20 protein-coding genes are annotated in these 17,380 nt (G+C 56.7%); 5 read left to right on the forward strand and 15 right to left on the reverse strand.

Annotated elements, in window-relative coordinates:
- Nucleotides 1-4: 4 nt before the first annotated feature.
- Genes M5M_RS06930 through M5M_RS06945 form a run of 4 tightly spaced genes read right to left on the reverse strand, consistent with a single transcriptional unit; the run spans nucleotide 5 to nucleotide 1,983 of the window.
- Entirely contained in the window at nucleotides 5-250 is a 246-nt protein-coding gene (locus tag M5M_RS06930) for an acyl carrier protein (protein ID WP_015046767.1), read from the reverse strand.
- Nucleotides 250-504, reverse strand: a complete 255-nt coding sequence (locus M5M_RS06935; RefSeq protein WP_015046768.1) for a phosphopantetheine-binding protein — start codon at nucleotides 502-504, stop codon at nucleotides 250-252. The genes M5M_RS06930 and M5M_RS06935 overlap by 1 nt, the downstream gene beginning before the upstream one ends.
- Complete coding sequence (locus M5M_RS06940; protein WP_015046769.1) at nucleotides 485-1,276, reverse strand: lysophospholipid acyltransferase family protein; 792 nt, start codon at nucleotides 1,274-1,276, stop codon at nucleotides 485-487. The genes M5M_RS06935 and M5M_RS06940 overlap by 20 nt, the downstream gene beginning before the upstream one ends.
- Complete coding sequence (locus tag M5M_RS06945; RefSeq protein WP_015046770.1) at nucleotides 1,264-1,983, reverse strand: beta-ketoacyl synthase chain length factor; 720 nt, start codon at nucleotides 1,981-1,983, stop codon at nucleotides 1,264-1,266. The genes M5M_RS06940 and M5M_RS06945 overlap by 13 nt, the downstream gene beginning before the upstream one ends.
- 182 nt (nucleotides 1,984-2,165) lie before the next feature.
- On the opposite strand from M5M_RS06945, the gene M5M_RS06950 reads away from it, so the two are divergent.
- Nucleotides 2,166-2,606, forward strand: coding sequence for a hypothetical protein (locus tag M5M_RS06950; RefSeq protein ID WP_015046771.1), 441 nt, complete (start codon nucleotides 2,166-2,168; stop codon nucleotides 2,604-2,606).
- Nucleotide 2,607: 1 nt separating this feature from the next.
- Nucleotides 2,608-3,318 carry a 4'-phosphopantetheinyl transferase family protein gene (locus M5M_RS06955; RefSeq protein ID WP_015046772.1) on the forward strand — a complete coding sequence of 237 codons (711 nt, stop codon included), beginning with the start codon at nucleotides 2,608-2,610 and terminating at the stop codon, nucleotides 3,316-3,318.
- Here M5M_RS06955 and M5M_RS06960 read toward each other — a convergent pair.
- Nucleotides 3,315-3,671 carry a DMT family protein gene (locus M5M_RS06960; protein WP_029879312.1) on the reverse strand — a complete coding sequence of 119 codons (357 nt, stop codon included), beginning with the start codon at nucleotides 3,669-3,671 and terminating at the stop codon, nucleotides 3,315-3,317. The genes M5M_RS06955 and M5M_RS06960 overlap by 4 nt on opposite strands.
- A complete protein-coding gene (locus M5M_RS06965; protein ID WP_015046774.1) occupies nucleotides 3,664-4,155 on the reverse strand; it encodes an MgtC/SapB family protein in 492 nt (163 codons plus the stop codon). Before M5M_RS06965 ends, M5M_RS06960 begins: the two co-directional genes overlap by 8 nt.
- Before the next feature lie 261 nt (nucleotides 4,156-4,416).
- Here M5M_RS06965 and M5M_RS06970 point away from each other — a divergent pair, with 261 nt between their 5' ends.
- Nucleotides 4,417-5,586 (forward strand): type III PLP-dependent enzyme, encoded by a 1,170-nt coding sequence (locus M5M_RS06970; RefSeq protein ID WP_015046775.1) that lies wholly within the window; start codon nucleotides 4,417-4,419, stop codon nucleotides 5,584-5,586.
- Between the two features lie 110 nt (nucleotides 5,587-5,696).
- Entirely contained in the window at nucleotides 5,697-7,724 is a 2,028-nt protein-coding gene (locus M5M_RS06975; protein WP_015046776.1) for an alkyl/aryl-sulfatase, read from the forward strand.
- A gap of 147 nt (nucleotides 7,725-7,871) precedes the next feature.
- On the opposite strand, the gene rimO is transcribed toward M5M_RS06975, so the two are convergent.
- Entirely contained in the window at nucleotides 7,872-9,203 is a 1,332-nt protein-coding gene (gene rimO, locus M5M_RS06980; RefSeq protein WP_015046777.1) for a 30S ribosomal protein S12 methylthiotransferase RimO, read from the reverse strand.
- Nucleotides 9,204-9,374: 171 nt separating this feature from the next.
- Between rimO and M5M_RS06985 the strand changes: the two genes are divergently transcribed.
- Nucleotides 9,375-10,091: a glycerophosphodiester phosphodiesterase gene (locus M5M_RS06985; protein WP_015046778.1), complete on the forward strand. Its 717-nt coding sequence runs from the start codon at nucleotides 9,375-9,377 to the stop codon at nucleotides 10,089-10,091.
- Nucleotides 10,092-10,099: 8 nt separating this feature from the next.
- On the opposite strand, the gene M5M_RS06990 is transcribed toward M5M_RS06985, so the two are convergent.
- The 8 genes from M5M_RS06990 to M5M_RS07025 all read right to left on the reverse strand — a co-directional run bounded on the left by M5M_RS06990 (nucleotide 10,100) and on the right by M5M_RS07025 (nucleotide 17,364).
- Complete coding sequence (locus M5M_RS06990; RefSeq protein ID WP_244431063.1) at nucleotides 10,100-10,411, reverse strand: hypothetical protein; 312 nt, start codon at nucleotides 10,409-10,411, stop codon at nucleotides 10,100-10,102.
- 8 nt (nucleotides 10,412-10,419) lie between these two features.
- Nucleotides 10,420-12,486, reverse strand: coding sequence for a thioredoxin domain-containing protein (locus M5M_RS06995; RefSeq protein WP_016389284.1), 2,067 nt, complete (start codon nucleotides 12,484-12,486; stop codon nucleotides 10,420-10,422).
- A 191-nt stretch (nucleotides 12,487-12,677) separates the two neighbouring features.
- Entirely contained in the window at nucleotides 12,678-13,178 is a 501-nt protein-coding gene (locus tag M5M_RS19415) for a GNAT family N-acetyltransferase (RefSeq protein ID WP_015046782.1), read from the reverse strand.
- Nucleotides 13,153-14,154: a lipoyl synthase gene (gene lipA, locus M5M_RS07005; RefSeq protein WP_015046783.1), complete on the reverse strand. Its 1,002-nt coding sequence runs from the start codon at nucleotides 14,152-14,154 to the stop codon at nucleotides 13,153-13,155. Before lipA ends, M5M_RS19415 begins: the two co-directional genes overlap by 26 nt.
- A gap of 18 nt (nucleotides 14,155-14,172) precedes the next feature.
- On the reverse strand, nucleotides 14,173-14,865 hold the full coding sequence (gene lipB, locus M5M_RS07010) for a lipoyl(octanoyl) transferase LipB (protein WP_015046784.1): 693 nt from the start codon (nucleotides 14,863-14,865) through the stop codon (nucleotides 14,173-14,175).
- Nucleotides 14,865-15,137, reverse strand: a complete 273-nt coding sequence (locus M5M_RS07015) for an HP0495 family protein (protein WP_015046785.1) — start codon at nucleotides 15,135-15,137, stop codon at nucleotides 14,865-14,867. The genes lipB and M5M_RS07015 overlap by 1 nt, the downstream gene beginning before the upstream one ends.
- Nucleotides 15,138-15,239: 102 nt before the next feature.
- Nucleotides 15,240-16,403: a D-alanyl-D-alanine carboxypeptidase family protein gene (locus M5M_RS07020; protein ID WP_015046786.1), complete on the reverse strand. Its 1,164-nt coding sequence runs from the start codon at nucleotides 16,401-16,403 to the stop codon at nucleotides 15,240-15,242.
- Nucleotides 16,404-16,440: 37 nt separating this feature from the next.
- On the reverse strand, nucleotides 16,441-17,364 hold the full coding sequence (locus M5M_RS07025) for a septal ring lytic transglycosylase RlpA family protein (protein ID WP_015046787.1): 924 nt from the start codon (nucleotides 17,362-17,364) through the stop codon (nucleotides 16,441-16,443).
- Nucleotides 17,365-17,380: the final 16 nt, after the last annotated feature.

Below are 17,380 nucleotides of genomic sequence, written 5' to 3' on the forward strand. Positions count from 1 at the left end.
GGATTCAGTTCACCAGTTGGTGAACCACATCCACGACGTCAGACACGGTGCGTACAGCCTTAAAATCATCTGGCTGAATGGCTTTGCCGGTCATTTTTTTCAGCTCTACCACCATATCCACGGCATCAATGGAATCGATATCCAGGTCGTCGTAAAGGTGCGCATCCAGCACGATCGCGTCGGCGTCCAGCTCAAACATATCCACGAGAATGGTGCGAATGGATCCAAATACCTGCTCTTTGGTCTGCATTATTTTGCCCCCGACACGAAGGCAACCAGTGCGTTTACCGAGGCAAAGTGCGCGCGGGTTTCTTCCGAATCGGCGTCCAGCTTCACGCCGTACTGCTTTTGCAGTGCAAGCCCCAACTCCAGCGCGTCGATCGAATCCAGCCCCAGGCCTTCAACAAACAAGGGTTCGTCGGACACTATGTCGTCCGGGGTGATGTCTTCGAGATCGAGTGTATCGATAATGAGTTGTTTCAACTCAAGTTCCAGCGACGCCATGGGTTCTTAGCTCCTCGGTAAAATAATCTTCCAATGATCGGGTCAGTTTTCTCGCCGCCAAAGCCGGCGGCATGTGTTCATAGACGGATGAAACCGGTAACTCCGGCATCGCAGTCAAGCGCATAGTGAAGGGACCGTCGGCCGGAATCTGATACCAGGGACGGTGCTTGGTGAGCGTATCCGGTTCTACAGTAATCAATACCGGCCGGATAGGTTGCCCCAAACGAAGCGCTACATTGGCGGCCCCGCGCTGCATCCGGATAGGTTTGCCGGGCACAGTGCGCGTGCCCTCCGGGAAAATAATCAGGCTATTACCTCGACGCAGGGATGCCCGGGCGGCCTCCAATACCTGCTCGGGATCGTTATTGGCGATATAACCAGCCAGACCAATGACCCCACGCATAGTAGGGTTTTTCAACAGATTGGCCTTCACAACGCAATCTGCCTGAGGCAATACACTGATCAGGAACACAACGTCAATCAGCGACGGGTGATTGGCCAGAATCAACTGACCGGGTCTGCGCAAGTCATCCAGATGTCTGGCGTCGAATCGCATTATGCCAAGGCCCTGCATCATATGCATGAACGCCTTGAAGTTCACATGGACCAACCAGCGAGCCCTGCGCTCGCGGGCAACCCCCGCTGGCGTCAACAGCAGTATCGGAAGCGCATACAGAGGCAGCAACATACCCCCCACGCCAAAGACGGTGAAGGCCAGCCCGGTTGCAAACAGGCGCCATAACCAGTTGAGGCGCACTATCAGCTTTGCCATAACCAACCTCCGGCGCCATCCTTCAGCGCCAGCGCACGCTCAGCGCCCGCTGACCACCAACGCAACCACGCAATGACCTCTGGCTCCTGCATGTATAGATCGGCTGAAGGGCATGCCGCCAAGGTGAGCGGCCGGCCTTCCTCCAGCGTTAATTCCAACGCCACTGCGTAGGCACAACTCTGATTATCGTGATACGAGTAATCCGCTGGCAACGGCAGGTCGTAGAGAACACACACTACGGCACGTGCACCGGACATCAGCTGGCCATAGGCTTCAATGACGGCGGCTGATAACAGGCGGGAATTCGCCGACAAGGCTGTGTGAGGACCGGTCGCCTTTTTCGCGATGGACAGCAAACCCGCCGTCGCGTTGTGTACGGACATACTGAACGCCGCTGGGGAAAGCGGGCTGCCTGCACCTATTTCGGACAATAACTGGAGCGTTTTGGCCTGGTCGCCGTGGCGTGAGGCAAAGACCAGAGACTGGTGATCACCGGGCTCTAACATGTCCCATGCCACAGCGGCCACCGGCTTACCAAGGGGGCCAAGACGACGTCTCAGCATGGCAGGCACGGCGGCAACATCGGGCTGATCGGACTCAGCGGGCGCACGCTCGCCTGCCGCCCATTGAGCACATGCCGCCTGTCCTTGAATGCCGGGCAGCCAGGCGTTCCACCGCCTGACCGCAACCCGGGCTACACTGTTCATCGCTTATTATCCCGGTGGCTCTGTGACCACTCGATTGAAACCGGTTCTAGCGTACCAACCAGAAATTTAAGAACCGGGCATTTTAAAGCTTGCGCGTCGCTTGGCAAAGCTTTATCCCCGGCCTTGGCTGTCCAGCCAGTCACAATTACACTGTGTGCTCCCTATCTGAGAGGACACAAAGGATGAAGACGCTTTGTTTGGTGGCAGCCACCGCAATTGCACTGGCGACCAGTTTCAGCACCCAAGCCCGCGATACCACCCATTTTCTGCCCATCGAAAAGGCGTTAGGGGCCGCGCAAGCCAGCGGCAAGATCGACGGAGGTGTAAAATTTTTCTTCGCAGACCAGGCCCATCCCGGCGTCGCCAAGGACTTCGGCACATTTACCACCAATAAAAAGACCAATGCATTTGGCAAGTCAGATGCAACCGCCTGCGACTGGGCCATGCAGTCGGCACTGATTGAGCTGTTTAACCGCGCCGTGAAAGAAGGCGCCGATGCGGTGGTGGGCATTGAAAGCTATTACAAGAAAAACGTGTACAGCGATGCCGAAAAATATGAGTGCCATGCCGGCGCCATGGTTGCCGGTGTCGCCTTGCGCGGCAAGGTAGTGAAACTGAAATAGCATGCTCAGGCTGATTCTGGCACCGATTGTCGCGCCCTTATCTGACAAGCCCGCAAGTCCGTTTTTTTGTGCAGACGAGTGGCGACGACTCGACCAGATCAGCCACCCCAAGCGACGCGCCGAGTATATTGCCGGCCACAAACTCCTGCGCATTGCCGTCAATCGGTACGCAACGGACCTGGGTATAGAGCTGTCATCGGCAGAATGGATTCAACCGCCGGCATCTGCGCCGCGATTGAAACACCAGCCTTCGCTTGTCACCAGTATCAGTCACAGCCAGGGTTGGGCATTGATAGCAATCGCCAGCATTGACCACACCTGCGCTCGCCTCGGCATCGACATCGAACTCAACCGACCCCGTAAAAACCTGGCGCAATTGGCCCGCTATAGCTTTGGTAAAGAATGGGTTGAACAACACAATCACAATTTAGTAGAGGCGTTTTTTCTGCGCTGGACTCAATGCGAATCGGTGGTCAAAGCGAGCACCAAAACCCTCGGCACCCAACTCCTGAGTCAACAGGTATTTTCTGACACTCACCCTATTGGAATCCCCGGCCTGAGCGGCCGGATCAATTACCCGGACTTGCCCGAGTTTACTTTGAGTATTGCTGGCCCTGAAAATAATAACGCCAGCCTGGAATTATTCACCCCGGAATCCAACCGATTCACCGCGCTCGCGCTGGATTGGCAATCCTGGTGGGCCGCCGATTAGAGCTTACTGCGAAACACAAAATACACCGCCCCCACCAGACACAGACCCGCCCAGAGAAAATCCAGCTTGAGCGGCTCCTTCATATAATACAGGGCAAAGGGCACAAACACCGTCAAGGTAATCACTTCCTGCAGGATTTTCAGCTGCCCGACGTTTAATACGGTATAGCCAATGCGGTTGGCGGGCACCTGCAGCAGATACTCAAACAGAGCGATACCCCAACTTACCAAGGCGGCAATTATCCACGGCTTGTGATTCAGTGATTTCAGGTGCGCGTACCAGGCAAAGGTCATAAACACATTACTGAGCAATAACAGCCCGATACTGATCAAGACGGGATGCACATTAATCATCTTTGCTGTCGCTGCTGATCAGACCTTTGACTTTTTGGTAGACGCCTCTGGAAAACGCCGAGGAGTAGTCTTCCAACAGATCCACACCCGCCAGTACAAACACCACAATGACAGAGAACTTGATGGCGATCAGCAGCTTGCCGATCGCAATACAAACGCCGAGGGAGGCCAGTACCCAGATTGCGGCGGCCGAAGTCACACCAATGACCACACCTTTGCGAGCCAGCATCACGCCCGCACCCAGGAAACCAATGCCGGTAATGACCTGACCGATAATCCGGGACGGGTCGGTCATGGTGGAGGCCACGCTCATGGAGGCGGCGATAAACACATAGGTGCCAAAAATAATCAGGGTGGCGGTCCGGATACCCACGGGCTTGCCCCGTAACTGCCGCTCCAGCCCCACAACAGTGCCACACAACAGTGCCGTACCCACGGACGCCCAATCGAAGGGGGTTATATCCAATAACTGCGTTAATTCCAAAAGATTCTCCTAAACCGGTGGCCAGCGCCCTGCCCGACTTGGCACGATTAAAACCGAAGTATTATTTTAGTTGAATCGGGTTTTTTAGATAGAGGCCACAAGATACCACTTTTTCCTTGACCCTCAGGGCAATAGGTCTTAATTTTCGCAGCTCAAAACGTCCAAGCTGACACGCTCCACTCAGGCACCCACCCAAGTGAGGAAACGGATAAGGCGTTGCTACCCTACTCTTAAAGCAAGCATTCAGGAGCAACCCCAGGCATGCAATACAAAGTCGATATCAACGATTACTTTTCGCCCGAAGCCTTCAAGCGCATCAAGGATCTGGCCGACACCAAAGAAACCCCCTTCGTGGTGGTAGACAAGAAGACCGTCGGCGAGCACTACGACGACCTGGTGGCCGGCTTCCCCATCGCCAAGATCTACTACGCGGTAAAAGCCAACCCCGCCGATGAAATGATCGCGTTGCTGAAGGACAAAGGCTCTAACTTTGATATTGCCTCTATTTACGAGCTGGACAAGGTTATGAAGCACGGTGTGGGGCCCGAGCGCATCAGCTTTGGCAACACCATTAAAAAGAGCAAGGACATCCGCTACTTCTACGAGAAAGGCGTGCGCCTGTTTGCCACCGATTCCGAAGCCGATCTGCGCAACATTGCCAAAGCGGCCCCCGGCGCCAAGGTTTATGTACGCATCCTGACCGAAGGCTCGCAAACCGCCGACTGGCCGCTGTCGCGCAAGTTCGGCTGCCAGACCGACATGGCCATGGACCTGATGGTAATGGCGCGCGACCTGGGCCTGGAGCCCTACGGCATTTCCTTCCACGTGGGTTCCCAGCAGCGCGACATCGGCGTGTGGGATGCGGCCATTGCCAAAGCCAAGGTCATTTTCGAACGTCTGAAGGAAGAAGACGACATCACCCTGAAGATGATCAACATGGGTGGCGGCTTCCCGGCCAACTACATCACCAAGGCCAACAGCCTGACTACCTACGCCGAAGAAATTACCCGCTTCCTGGAAGAGGATTTCGGTGAAGACATGCCCGAGATTATTCTCGAGCCAGGTCGTTCGCTGGTGGCCAATGCCGGCATTCTGGTGAGCGAAGTGGTGCTGATCTCGAAAAAATCCCATACCTCACTCAACCGCTGGGTGTTTGTGGACGTGGGCAAGTTCAGTGGCCTGATCGAAACCATGGATGAATCCATCAAGTATCCCATTTACTCAGAAAAAGGCGGCGAACTGGAAGAGTGCGTGGTGGCAGGCCCCACCTGTGACAGTGCGGATATCATGTACGAAAACAACATGTACCCGCTGCCACTGAACCTGGCCATCGGCGACCGCCTCTACTGGGTGTCCACCGGTGCCTACACCACAAGTTATTCGGCGGTGGAATTCAATGGCTTCCCGCCGCTGAAAGACTACTTCGTATAAATTACCCCTCAAAAGGCCGGCAACCCCGGCCTTTTTAACATTTCACGCCAAAAAACAAATCCAGCAGCCAGATAGCGTAGTATTAACTCTTTTATAACAAGGAGTTGCCCATGCGTTATCCCTTACTCGCTATTGCCGCTGCCATTACCTTAGGCTGTAGCCCCGCCCCAGACACCGAGTCCCAAGCGCCCGTAGCCAGTAATGCGGTCACCACGCCCGACCACTACCACCCCAAGGGCAAGGCACCTTCCGAATTCACCCGCGCCAAACAGGCCGAACTGCGTAAAACGCTGCCATTAGCAGACAAGCGCGATTTCGACGAGCAGACCAAAGGCTTCATTGCGCGCCCCGACTACGACCAGATCATGGCCGATGCCGGCCACGTGGCCTGGGATATGGGCAAATACCAGTTTCTGCTGGAAGGCAAAGATTTCGACTCCATTCACCCATCGCTGCAACGCCAGGCCGTGCTCAATATGAACTATGGCCTGTACGAAGTGAGCGAAGGCATTTATCAGGTGCGCGGCTTCGATCTGGCCAATATCAGCTTCGTCAAAGGCGACACCGGCTGGATTGTGTTTGATCCGCTCACCGCTGCTGAAACTGCCCGGGCCGCACTGGCGCTGGTGAACAAGCATCTGGGCGAGCGCCCGGTGGTGGCCGTGGTTTACTCGCATTCACACGCTGACCATTTCGGCGGCGTGCGCGGCGTGGTGGATGAAGCCGATGTACAGTCGGGTAAAGTAAAAATCATCGCCCCGGAAGGGTTCATGCACCATGCGGTGGCGGAAAATATCCACGCCGGTAACGCCATGAACCGGCGCATGTTCTACCAATACGGCGTACTGATGCCTGCCGGCCCATACGGCCATGTGGATCAATCCATCGGCAAAAATACGGCCGCCGGCAACCTGGGGCTGATTGCGCCCAATGTGACCATCGCGGACGATATTGAAGAAATGACCGTGGATGGCGTGCGGATGGTGTTCCAGAATACGCCCGGAACCGAAGCACCGTCTGAAATGAACACCTGGTTCCCCGATAAAAAAGCCTTCTGGGCGGCGGAGAACATTACCGGCACCATCCACAACATTTACACCTTGCGCGGTGCGCTGGTGCGCGATGCGCTGGCCTGGTCGAAATACATCAACCAAGCGCTGTTCCTGTTCGGCAAAGAGGCCGAGGTCATGTTTGCCTCGCATTCCTGGCCGCGTTGGGGCAATGAACGTATCCAGGAAGTGATGCGCGGGCAGCGGGACATGTACGCCCACCTGAACAACCAGGTACTGCACCTGGCCAACCAGGGCGTAACCATCAACCAGATGCACAATGCCTATAAGGTCCCACAAAGCCAGCAGGACCAGTGGTATGCGCGCGGCTACCACGGCTCGTTTGAACACAACTCGCGCGCCGTGATCAATCGCTACCTGGGGTACTGGGATGCCAACCCCGCCACCCTGATTCCTCTCTCCCCAGAGGATTCCGCGCCGCTGTACGTGGAAATGATGGGCGGCAGCCAGGCCATTCTCAACAAGGGGCAATCCTTGTTCAATGAAGGCAAGTACCGGTTGGCGCAGGAAATCGTCAATAAGCTCGTGTACGCCGAGCCTGCCAACCAGAACGCCAAAGATTTGCTGGCGGATATTTTTGAACAAATCGGCTACCAGCAGGAAAGCCCGAGTGTACGCAACTCGTTCCTGGCGGCGGCACTGGAACTGCGCTCCGGTATCCCGTCAGGCGCCAGCCCCAAAAGCAGTGGCCCGGACATTATCCGCGCCATGACCACAGAAATGTGGCTGGACTACATCGGCATCCTGATGAATGCAGACCAGATGGACGGTAAGCACCTGGTGTTCAACCTGGTCATTCCGGACCAGAACGAAAAATTTGTGGTTGAGCTGTCCAATGCCGCGCTTACGGCGGTTGAAGGCTTCACCGATGCCGAGGCAGATCTCACCATCACCATCGATCGCAAACACCTGGAAACCGTGATGATGAATAAAGCCACTCTGTTGGATCAGGTCAATGCCGGCAATGCCAAAGCCGACGGCGACATGAGCGCCCTGAACGAGCTGATGGCAGGCCTGAAGCCGTTTGAACTGGGCTTTGAAATCATGCCCGGTACTAAGGCAAAGTGAACGGGCAATGCAGTTGAACAAAAAAGGCAGCGAAAGCTGCCTTTTTTATTGCACAGAAAAAATTGGGGTCAGATACATATTTCCGTTAAAGAGAGGTTCGCTTTGAACCTTCGTCATCCGGAAAAATGTATCTGACCCCGATTTTTATCAGGCCAACTCCACCACACTGCCCCACAAGTCATACTCATCGGCGTGCTCAATTTCCACCAGCACAATATCGCCCGGCTCCACATCGAACTCGTCGTTGAGATACACCGCGCCATCAATTTCCGGCGCGTCGCCCTGGGTGCGGCCTATCGCACCCTCTTCATCCACTTCGTCGATGATCACCGGTAACACGCGGCCAATTTTCTGCTGCAAGCGCGCCGTGCTGATGCGTTGCTGGGTTTCCATGAAGCGTTCCCAACGGTCTTGTTGTACGTCTTCCGGTACATGATCCGGTAGTTCGTTGGCGGTGGCGCCATCTACTGGAGAGTATTTGAAGCAGCCCACGCGATCCAGCTGCGCTTGTTCCAGGAAGTCCAACAGCATCTGGAAATCCTCTTCGGTTTCGCCGGGGAAACCCACGATGAAAGTGGAGCGGATGGTGAGATCGGGGCAGATCTCGCGCCACTTTTTAATGCGCTCCAATACTTTTTCGCTATGCGCCGGGCGCTTCATGAGCTTCAGGATACGCGGGCTGGCGTGCTGGAAGGGAATGTCCAGGTAAGGCAGGATTTTGCCTTCGGCCATGAGCGGAATGACTTTATCCACGTGCGGATAGGGGTACACATAGTGCAGGCGCACCCATACACCCATTTCGCCCAAGGCCACCGCGAGATCCTGCATGCGGGTTTCGGCGCCGCTGGCGAGATCCAGTTTGAACTTCACATCCACGCCGTAGGCACTGGTGTCCTGGGAAATGACCAGCAATTCCTGCACGCCCTGGCTCACCAGATCGTGGGCTTCCTGCACTACATCATTGATGGGTCGGCTCACCAGGTCACCGCGCATGGCGGGGATAATGCAGAAGCTGCAGCGGTGATTACAGCCTTCGGAAATTTTCAGGTAGGCGTAATGGCCGGGGGTAAGCTTAATACCCGCCGGCGGCACCAGCTCGTGGCGGTGCGGATTCATATCCTGCGGCGGGATGTATTTGTGCACCGTATCCATTACCGTGTCGTAATCAGCCGGTCCGCTCACCGACAGCACGCCGGGATTGGCGGCCTTGATGGCCTCGGCATCACTGCCCTTACCCATGCAGCCGGTAACGATCACCTTGCCATTTTCGGCCATGGCTTCCTTGATGGCATCCATGGATTCCTGCTTGGCGGAATCGATAAAGCCACAAGTATTCACCACCACCAGATCGGCGCCACTGTAATCGGGCGACACCTGATAGCCGTCCAGGCGCAATTTGGTCAGGATGCGCTCGGAATCCACCAGCGCCTTGGGGCAGCCGAGGGAGACGAAGCCTACTGTGGGTTGTTTTGCACTCATGGTGACGATTACCGGCATGTATCAAAAGGGCGCACATTCTAATCAGTTCAGGCCGCCATTGCAGCCCCGACCTGGTTATTTTTTGTTCGCCCACGGCTTTTTCAGGCGTGAATCCCATGACTGGGCAAGCGTTCGGGACAATGCCATACTGACCCGAAAAGGAGTGGTTTCATGCCCAACCCGTTGTTCAACATTGCCCACCGAGGGGGAAAATCCGGTCCGGAAAACAGCTTAGCGTCTATCCGGGATGCCGTTGCACTGGGCGTCGATGCAGTGGAAATCGACGTATGGGCACTGCAGGATCAGATCTGGGTGACCCACGACCGCAGGCTTGGGCGCACCATCGCGGGCTCTGGCTTGATCGAGCAACTGACGGCCGACGAACTGGCAGCCCTGCGCCTGAACAACGGCGAACCCTTACCCACTCTGCCCCAGGTTCATGCCCTCACACGCGGTCGCTGTTTGTTGAACGTTGAAATCAAAGGCCCCGAGACCGCAAGCCCGCTGTGCCGTTGGATCAAACAACAGGTGCAACTAGGCCAGGCCAGCTATGAGGACTTCCTGATTTCCAGTTTTGATCACGTGCAATTGCTCTACTGCATGGAGCGTTTGCCCGAGGTCCGGCGAGCGGTGTTGGTGGAAGGCATCCCACTCAGGGTCAAAGACTTGTGCGAAAGCCTGAAGGCCTGGGCATTCAATCCATCATTGAGCTTTATTAACCGGGACCTGGTACAGGCAGCAAAACGGGCCGGGCTGAAAGTATTTGTCTACACAGTCAACCACCCGGAGGATTGGGCCTGGCTGAGCGAACTGGGCGTCGACGGGGTTTTTACCGATGTGCCCGAGCGACTGATCGATTACAACGCTTCGGTTGACGAGCGAAAGTGAGCGTTGGCTCAACCGCCCTTCACATCGAGATAGCCACGCTGAATTGCCGTTTCCACCGATTTGGAGCCCTCCACCAAATCGATAAATCGCTGGCGTTTTGTGGCCAGCACTTTCATCTCGGCTTCGTCCGGTAATCCATCCTTTGACTCGTACTGTTTGGCCAGCTCATGCAGGTGCTTAAGGTAGTCGGCCCGCGCCCGCGCCACCAGATTGGCAACGGGTTTCAGATCATCTACCGTCAATTCATCCAGAATGGGATTGATGGCTTCGCGATTGGCTTCGCGCAAGATACGCTCAAACGCGAGAAGCAGACGGTTCATTTGTGTGCTCATGCGCTGGCAACCTCTGCTGATTCCGGGGTCAATATTTGTTCCAATTGCGCCATTAACGCCGTTAATTCGTGTATGTCTTCCTCACACAATTCTGCGCGACAGATCTTGGCGGAATTATTATCCATAATCATCACCTCAGGTGGATGCAGTTCTGAGCCAGAGGGAATCCGGTAACAGGCAACCTGATCGCGAAAACGCGTCAGAACAGAGGATTGCCAGTGCTGCATGGGATCATCGCCCAACAGCAGCACAACGGGCTTGGGTAACAACAACTCTCGCATGGCCTGCAATAATGTGTAATGCGCCTCCGGCTGACGGCGCAACAGGGGCATGGCCACATCAATGCAACGGCGTGCGGCGTCAACGTAACGGGGTTCAGCGCTCAGGTGGCCAAAGCGCAACAACGCCAGCGCCGCCACGCCATTGCCCGCCGGGGTCATCGTGTCGGCAAACGGTTTGGGCTTGAAGGGTATATCGTCCTGATCATTGGCCACCATGAAAAAACCACCCGCCTCCGGGTCTTCAAAATGGTTGATCAACCCTTCCGCCAGATGGCGGGCCAGCTCGTAATCGCTGTCGCGCCAACTCACGCGCAGCAGATCCAACAACGCCAGCAATAAATAGCTGTAGTCATCCAGAAATGCCGGGAGGCGATCGCCGTTTTTATACACGATGCTAAACAACCGCTTGTTGTACCAGTTCCGCGCCACCAGTTTATCCACCAACTGCTGCGCATAGCGGACCGGCACTGTGTCGCCGGAATAACGCGTCAACTGCGCAAGGGACTTCACCAATAATGCATTCCAGCCGCACAGGACTTTCTCATCCCGCGCAGGCAGCGGTTTTTCATAGCGCAACAAACGCAGTTTTTCGATGGCTGATTCGTACAACTGTTGCGACGTCGGAATATCGATTCCGAGCCGGACCGCGGCCTCTACCGGCGAGCGAACACAATGCAATAGAAAACGGTCACGACTGATGCGTTCCAAACCGTATAACGCATCCAGAAATTTGTATTCGTCAGGGTTCACTGCCTTGCGGATTTCCTGACGGCTGAACATGTAGGTGGTGCCGTCGCCGTCGCCGGTGGTGGCATCGAGGCTGGCGGCAAAGCCGCCTTCTACCGACAGGGCACGACGCACCCAGGTGAGGGTGTGCTGTGCTACAAAGCCGTACAATGGCTCATGCAGAATCGTCCCCGCGGCGGCGTACAAGCCGATCAAAGCTGCATTATCGAACAACATTTTTTCGAAATGGGGTTCGCGCCAGGCTTCGTCCGTGGTGTAGCGGAAAAACCCGCCGTCTACACCGTCGTGAATGGCAGACCCACCGAGGCGATCCAGCGTCAGCTTCAGATGGTCGGACGCCGCCTCAGCGAGTTCACCGCCTTCTGACACGGTTTCCAATAACCGCCAGAGCGCGTAGGGCATGGCAAATTTGGGTGCGCCCTTAAATCCGCCATGCTCCCGATCGGCTGATTCAAGCAGGCGGCGGCTGGCCTCGTGCAACAGGTAAAGGTCTGCCAGCTCGGGCACGTCGGCTGAGGGAATTTCATTCAATACCTTGAAGCTGCGCGCCATCTGATCGCGCAGATTCTGAAACTCCTTGTGTTGCTTGCGGTAAAATTCGTCGACCCGGATCAACAGATCTTTAAAGGGGATGCGACCGTGGCTGGGCAGGCGCGGGAAATAGGTGCCAATCACAAACGGCATGAGCGTTTTTGGACACAGAAACGCCGTCAGCGGCCAACCACCCGATTGGCCATTAAGTAATTGATGTGCGGTTTGATAAACGTCATCCAGATCGGGGCGCTCTTCGCGATCCACTTTAATACTGACAAACGTGGCGTTCATCAGGCTGGCAATGGCCGGATCTGAAAAGGATTCCGCCTGCATTTGCTGGCACCAATGACAGGCCGAATAACCCACCGACAACAAAATAGGCTTGTTTGCCGCGCGCGCCGCCGCCAGCGCCTCCGGGCCCCAGCACTGCCAATCCACCGGATCTTCGGCATGCTGAAGCAAATAACGACTTTGCTGCCCGTGCAGCGCATTGCCAGACATCTACACTTAGCTCCCTCACACTTGCGGACTGTGTGTCCGCCACCCCGGCATTGGTTTAGTTATAGACTTTTATCAGAAGCGCCGGGTGCCGGAATAAGCTTAGCACCAATGAGGCGGCAAAAGCTGTTTAATTCCAATGACTTAGACAGGCAAGCTAGAGTGCAGATAAACGGTACTTTGGTGTGAACCGATTAGGCCGACTGGTCACCCAGCGGCAGACTCATCACCGTGCAGGGGCGTCCACCAATGATCGCCTGACGCGCCGGCTGCCAACCCAGGGCGGCATAAAAGGCGGACTGGTCCTGCGTGTAGAGCTGTAAACAGGCTGCCCCCTGCCGCTTTGCAGCCTGGACCTGACGCTGGCAGAGATGGCGCCCCAAGCCTTGCCGCCGGAGTGCGGGAGCAACCCACAGATTACTTAACCAGAGCCCGGCGCCGGGTCGCTCATGCAACGGACCCAGGCTGACACAACCGGCAATGTAGCCCTCCGGGTGCAGCGCCAACGTTGTTGACGCCCCCGAAGGCCCGACGATTTCAGCCTGTAATCGGTTAATCAGTGTGGGGAGCGGTAACGGGTGCCCCTCGAGCACCCGTTGCTGGCTGAGAATATAGGCCAGCGGTTCGAGCCAACCCGGGCTTTGCGCCAGGGTGGTAAACAGCAGCTGCTCAGCGAGCCGGCAGCTGTTCGCCATGGGCCTGCTTGTCGGCGTGGTAGGAAGACCTTACCAGCGGGCCGCAGGCCGCGTGCTTGAAGCCCATGTCCTCCGCCAGACGGGTGTACTCGTCAAACTCATCTGGATGCACGTAACGGTCCACCGGCAGGTGATCCTTTGATGGCTGCAGATATTGGCCAATGGTGAGCATATCCACGTCGTGCTCGCGCAGATTACGCATCACCTCGATGATTTCTTCCTTGGTTTCACCCAACCCCACCATCAGACCGGATTTGGTGAGTACATCCGGCCGGCGCGCCTTGTATTCTTTCAGCAGCTTGAGCGACCAGGCGTAGTTGGCGCCCGGACGGGCCTGGCGATACAGGCGCGGTACGGTTTCCAGATTGTGGTTGAATACGTCAGGTGCCTCGGCTTCGAGAATGTCCAGGGCGATATCCATGCGACCACGGAAATCGGGTACCAGCACTTCCACCTGAAGATTGGGCGACATGGCGCGCGATTCGCGGATACAGTCGGCAAAATGCTGGGCACCGCCGTCGCGCAGATCGTCGCGGTCGACCGAGGTGATCACCACGTATTTCAGGCGCATCTCCGCAATGGCATCGGCCAGATGCTTGGGTTCGCCCGGGTCCAGAGGATTGGGCTTGCCATGGCCCACATCGCAGAAGGGGCAACGGCGGGTGCAGATTTCACCCATGATCATGAAGGTGGCGGTGCCGCCCGAGAAACATTCACCCAGGTTCGGGCAATTGGCCTCTTCACACACCGATGCCAGTTTGTTCTTGCGCAGGATCTTCTTGATCCGGTCCACTTCGGGGTTCACTTCCAGGCGCACGCGGATCCAGTCGGGCTTGCGCTGGGGGCCGTCGGAGGCGATCACCTTGACCGGGATCTTTTCCACTTTGTCGGCATCGCGGAGTTTTTCGCCCTGTTTCAGGCGCTGGCTGCGCTTAACGGGGAGTTCGGCGGCGTTGATGATCTCGGGTTCTTTCATGGGATTCTCTGATACAGCTCAGTGTGCGGCCAGGGCCGCGGGTAAATTCGGGTGCAGGTCTTCGGTGAATTGTACCTGCTGGTAGCCCAATCGGTCGGCAAACAATTCGGCCATTACCTGGGCCGCTTCGGCCGGCGTGGGGCAATCCTCGACCAGATCAACCAGCTGGATCATTTGCAGGCCCTGATAGCCACACGGATTGATGCGGCCAAAGGGCTCCATGTCCATGTTCACATTCAGCGCCAGGCCGTGGTAGCTGCGCTGCTTGCGCACCCGCAGGCCCAGCGAGGCAATTTTGGCACCGGTGTAAGCGGGTCTGTCCACATACACACCGGGCGCATCGGCCTTGGGGTAAGCGGTCACGCCATAGTGCGCCAGGGTATCCACCACCAATTGCTCGATGGCCGTCACCAGATCGCGCACGCCCAGCCCGCGACGTTTGATGTCCAACAGGGGATAACCCACCAGCTGGCCCGGGCCGTGGTAGGTCACCTGCCCGCCCCGGTCCACCTGGACCACGGGAATGTCACCGGGCATCAGCAGGTGCTCGGCCTTGCCGGCCTGCCCTTGGGTAAACACCGGTGGGTGCTCCAGCAACCAGAATTCATCCGGGGTGCTGTCATCGCGTTCCGACGCCAAGGCGGCCATGGTGCGCCATACGGGTTCATAGGGCTGGCGGCCCAGCCAGCGCACAATCAGGTCGGCGCTCATTACAGCACCATGCGCACAACGGGATTCTTTTTGAGATCCTGGAATATGGCCTGCAACTGGTCTTCACCGGTGGCGGTAATCATTACGGTCAGTGACTGGAACCGGCCTTTGCTGGAGTCACGCACGCTGATCAGGCCGGTGTGAAAGCCATCCACATGACGCTCCATCACTTCAACCACCAGGGCATGCAGCTCATCGCCCGCATCACCCATGATTTTTACCGGGTAGTTTTCGCAGGGAAATTCGATTTTTGGGGGTTCTTGATTGGACATCCGCCGTCACATCTGGGTCACAAAAGGACGGCGATTATAGCGCTTTGACGGGGCCGGCTCTACCGGCCCTGAATCAGACGTTTGAGAAAGAGGGCCAGCCGATCAATTAAACAGCTGGAAGAAGAACAGCTTGATGCCGTCCCACAGGCGGGCAAAGAAGCTGGCTTCAGGCACGTCCTGCTGCACCGTCAGCGGCTTGTCGTACAGGACTTCGCCATCCAGGCTGATGGTCAGCGAGCCCAGTGCCTGACCGGCCTGCAAAGGCGCTTTGATCACGTCCGGGATCTTGATTTCGGCCTTCAGGTCCTCGCCGGCACCGCGCGGAATGGTCAGGGCTACCGCATCGGCCACCGTGAGATTGACACTGTCTTCTACTCCACCCCAGACGCGGTTAGTGGAAAGCACCTCACCCGCCGGGTAGACCTTGCGGGTCTGGTAATAGCGGAAGCCATAGGCCAACAGCTTTTGCGACTCCTGCGCGCGGGCTTTTTCGCTCTTGGTGCCCATCACTACAGCGATCAAACGCATATTGTCGCGCTTCGCAGAAGAGACCAGGCAGTAGCCGGCTTCATCTGTATGACCGGTTTTAATGCCGTCGACAGAGTCATCGGTAAACAGCAGTTTATTGCGGTTAGCCTGGGTTTTCGGGTTTTCTCCCGGTGCCCCGTAAGTGAAATACTTTTCGGCGTAGATGCTGTAGTGCTCCGGATGATCATTGATCAACGCCCGCGCCAGAATCGACAAATCGCGGGCCGTGGTCACATGGCCTTCTGCAGGCCAGCCGGTGGCGTTGACGTAATGGGTATTGTTCATCCCCAGCAACGCCGCCTGCTGATTCATCACATCGGCAAAGGCACTCTCGCTGCCGGCCACATGCTCGGCCAATGCGACACTGGCATCGTTGCCGGATTGAATAATCACGCCGCGCAGCAGGTCGATTACCGGCACCTGGGTGCCTTCGCGCACGAACATCTTCGAACCGCCCATGCGCCACGCTTTGACACTGATATTGACCAGGTCATCCTCGCGGATTTTACCGTTGTGGATATCGCCGGAAACAATGTAGCTAGTCATCATTTTGGTCAGACTCGCAGGCGGCAACTGCTCGTCTGCGTTGTGCTCTACCAGCACTTTGCCGGTGCCGGCATCCATCAGCAGGTAGCCGGTGGAGGATAACTGCGGCGGCGCCGGAATCAGCGCGGGGGCAGCCAGACAGGCAGCGCTCAGGGTGAGACTGAATACGCCGGCCAACAGGTGAGGAATCATCCTTAACTTCATGAAACGCTCGATACTCTTGTGAAAGTTACTGGTACACAACATGCGGCCTGACACCACCCTTCTGGGTGATCAGTTCGCGCAGTTGCATGAGTTCATAATTGTTGCTGATCGGGCCGATGCGGACCCGGTACAAGCTGTTCTTGTCCGCCCGCGCTACCAGTACGGGGAAGTGGGTCAGGCCATTAAGACTGGTCTTAAGCTGGTTGGCCGCTTCCAGGGTAGAAAATGCACCGGCCTGCAAAAACGTATTGGGCGGCAGGTTAAAGCCTTCCACACTATCGGGCACCGGCGCCGCCGCTTGCTGGGTTGCATTCAGCTTTGGCGGTTGTGCCACGGCCTGAGCCCGGTTGCCGTTTTCTTCACTACCCCAACGGCGGGCATCGATGGCTTCCACCCTGACCCGCGCTGTGCCTGTCTCGGCATAACCCAGTTTGCGCGCGGCAGAGTAGCTCAGGTCGATGATGCGGTCGTCGTGAAAGGGGCCACGGTCATTGACCCGCACAATCACCGAGGCACCGTTATCGAGGTTGGTTACCTTGACGTAGGTGGGTATGCGCAAGGTTTTATGGGCCGCCGTCATGGCGTACATATCGTACACTTCGCCGTTTGAGGTTTGGTGCCCGTGAAATTTTTTGCCGTACCAGGAGGCTATGCCCTCTTCGGCATAAGGTGCGTCCGCCGGCAGCAAGCTGTAGGTTTTACCCAGCACACTGTAAGGCGATTTATTACCTGCCGCGGTGCGGGGCTCCACCCGCGGAATCGCATCGGGCACATGGGACACATCGAGCGGCGCATCAGGCCCGTAATCCTTCTCGACCTGATACCGCGACGCGGGTGATTGTGTCTCGGGCGCCTGTGATGAAGGCACCCGCTGGTGGGTCTCACACGCCAGCAAGCTGCCCAGTAACAGGGGCAAGCCAAAGCGTGACAGTTGTGTTGCAGTGATCAATTTATAGTCCGTGCCG

Source organism: Simiduia agarivorans SA1 = DSM 21679 (genome assembly GCF_000305785.2).
GTDB lineage: Bacteria > Pseudomonadota > Gammaproteobacteria > Pseudomonadales > Cellvibrionaceae > Simiduia > Simiduia agarivorans.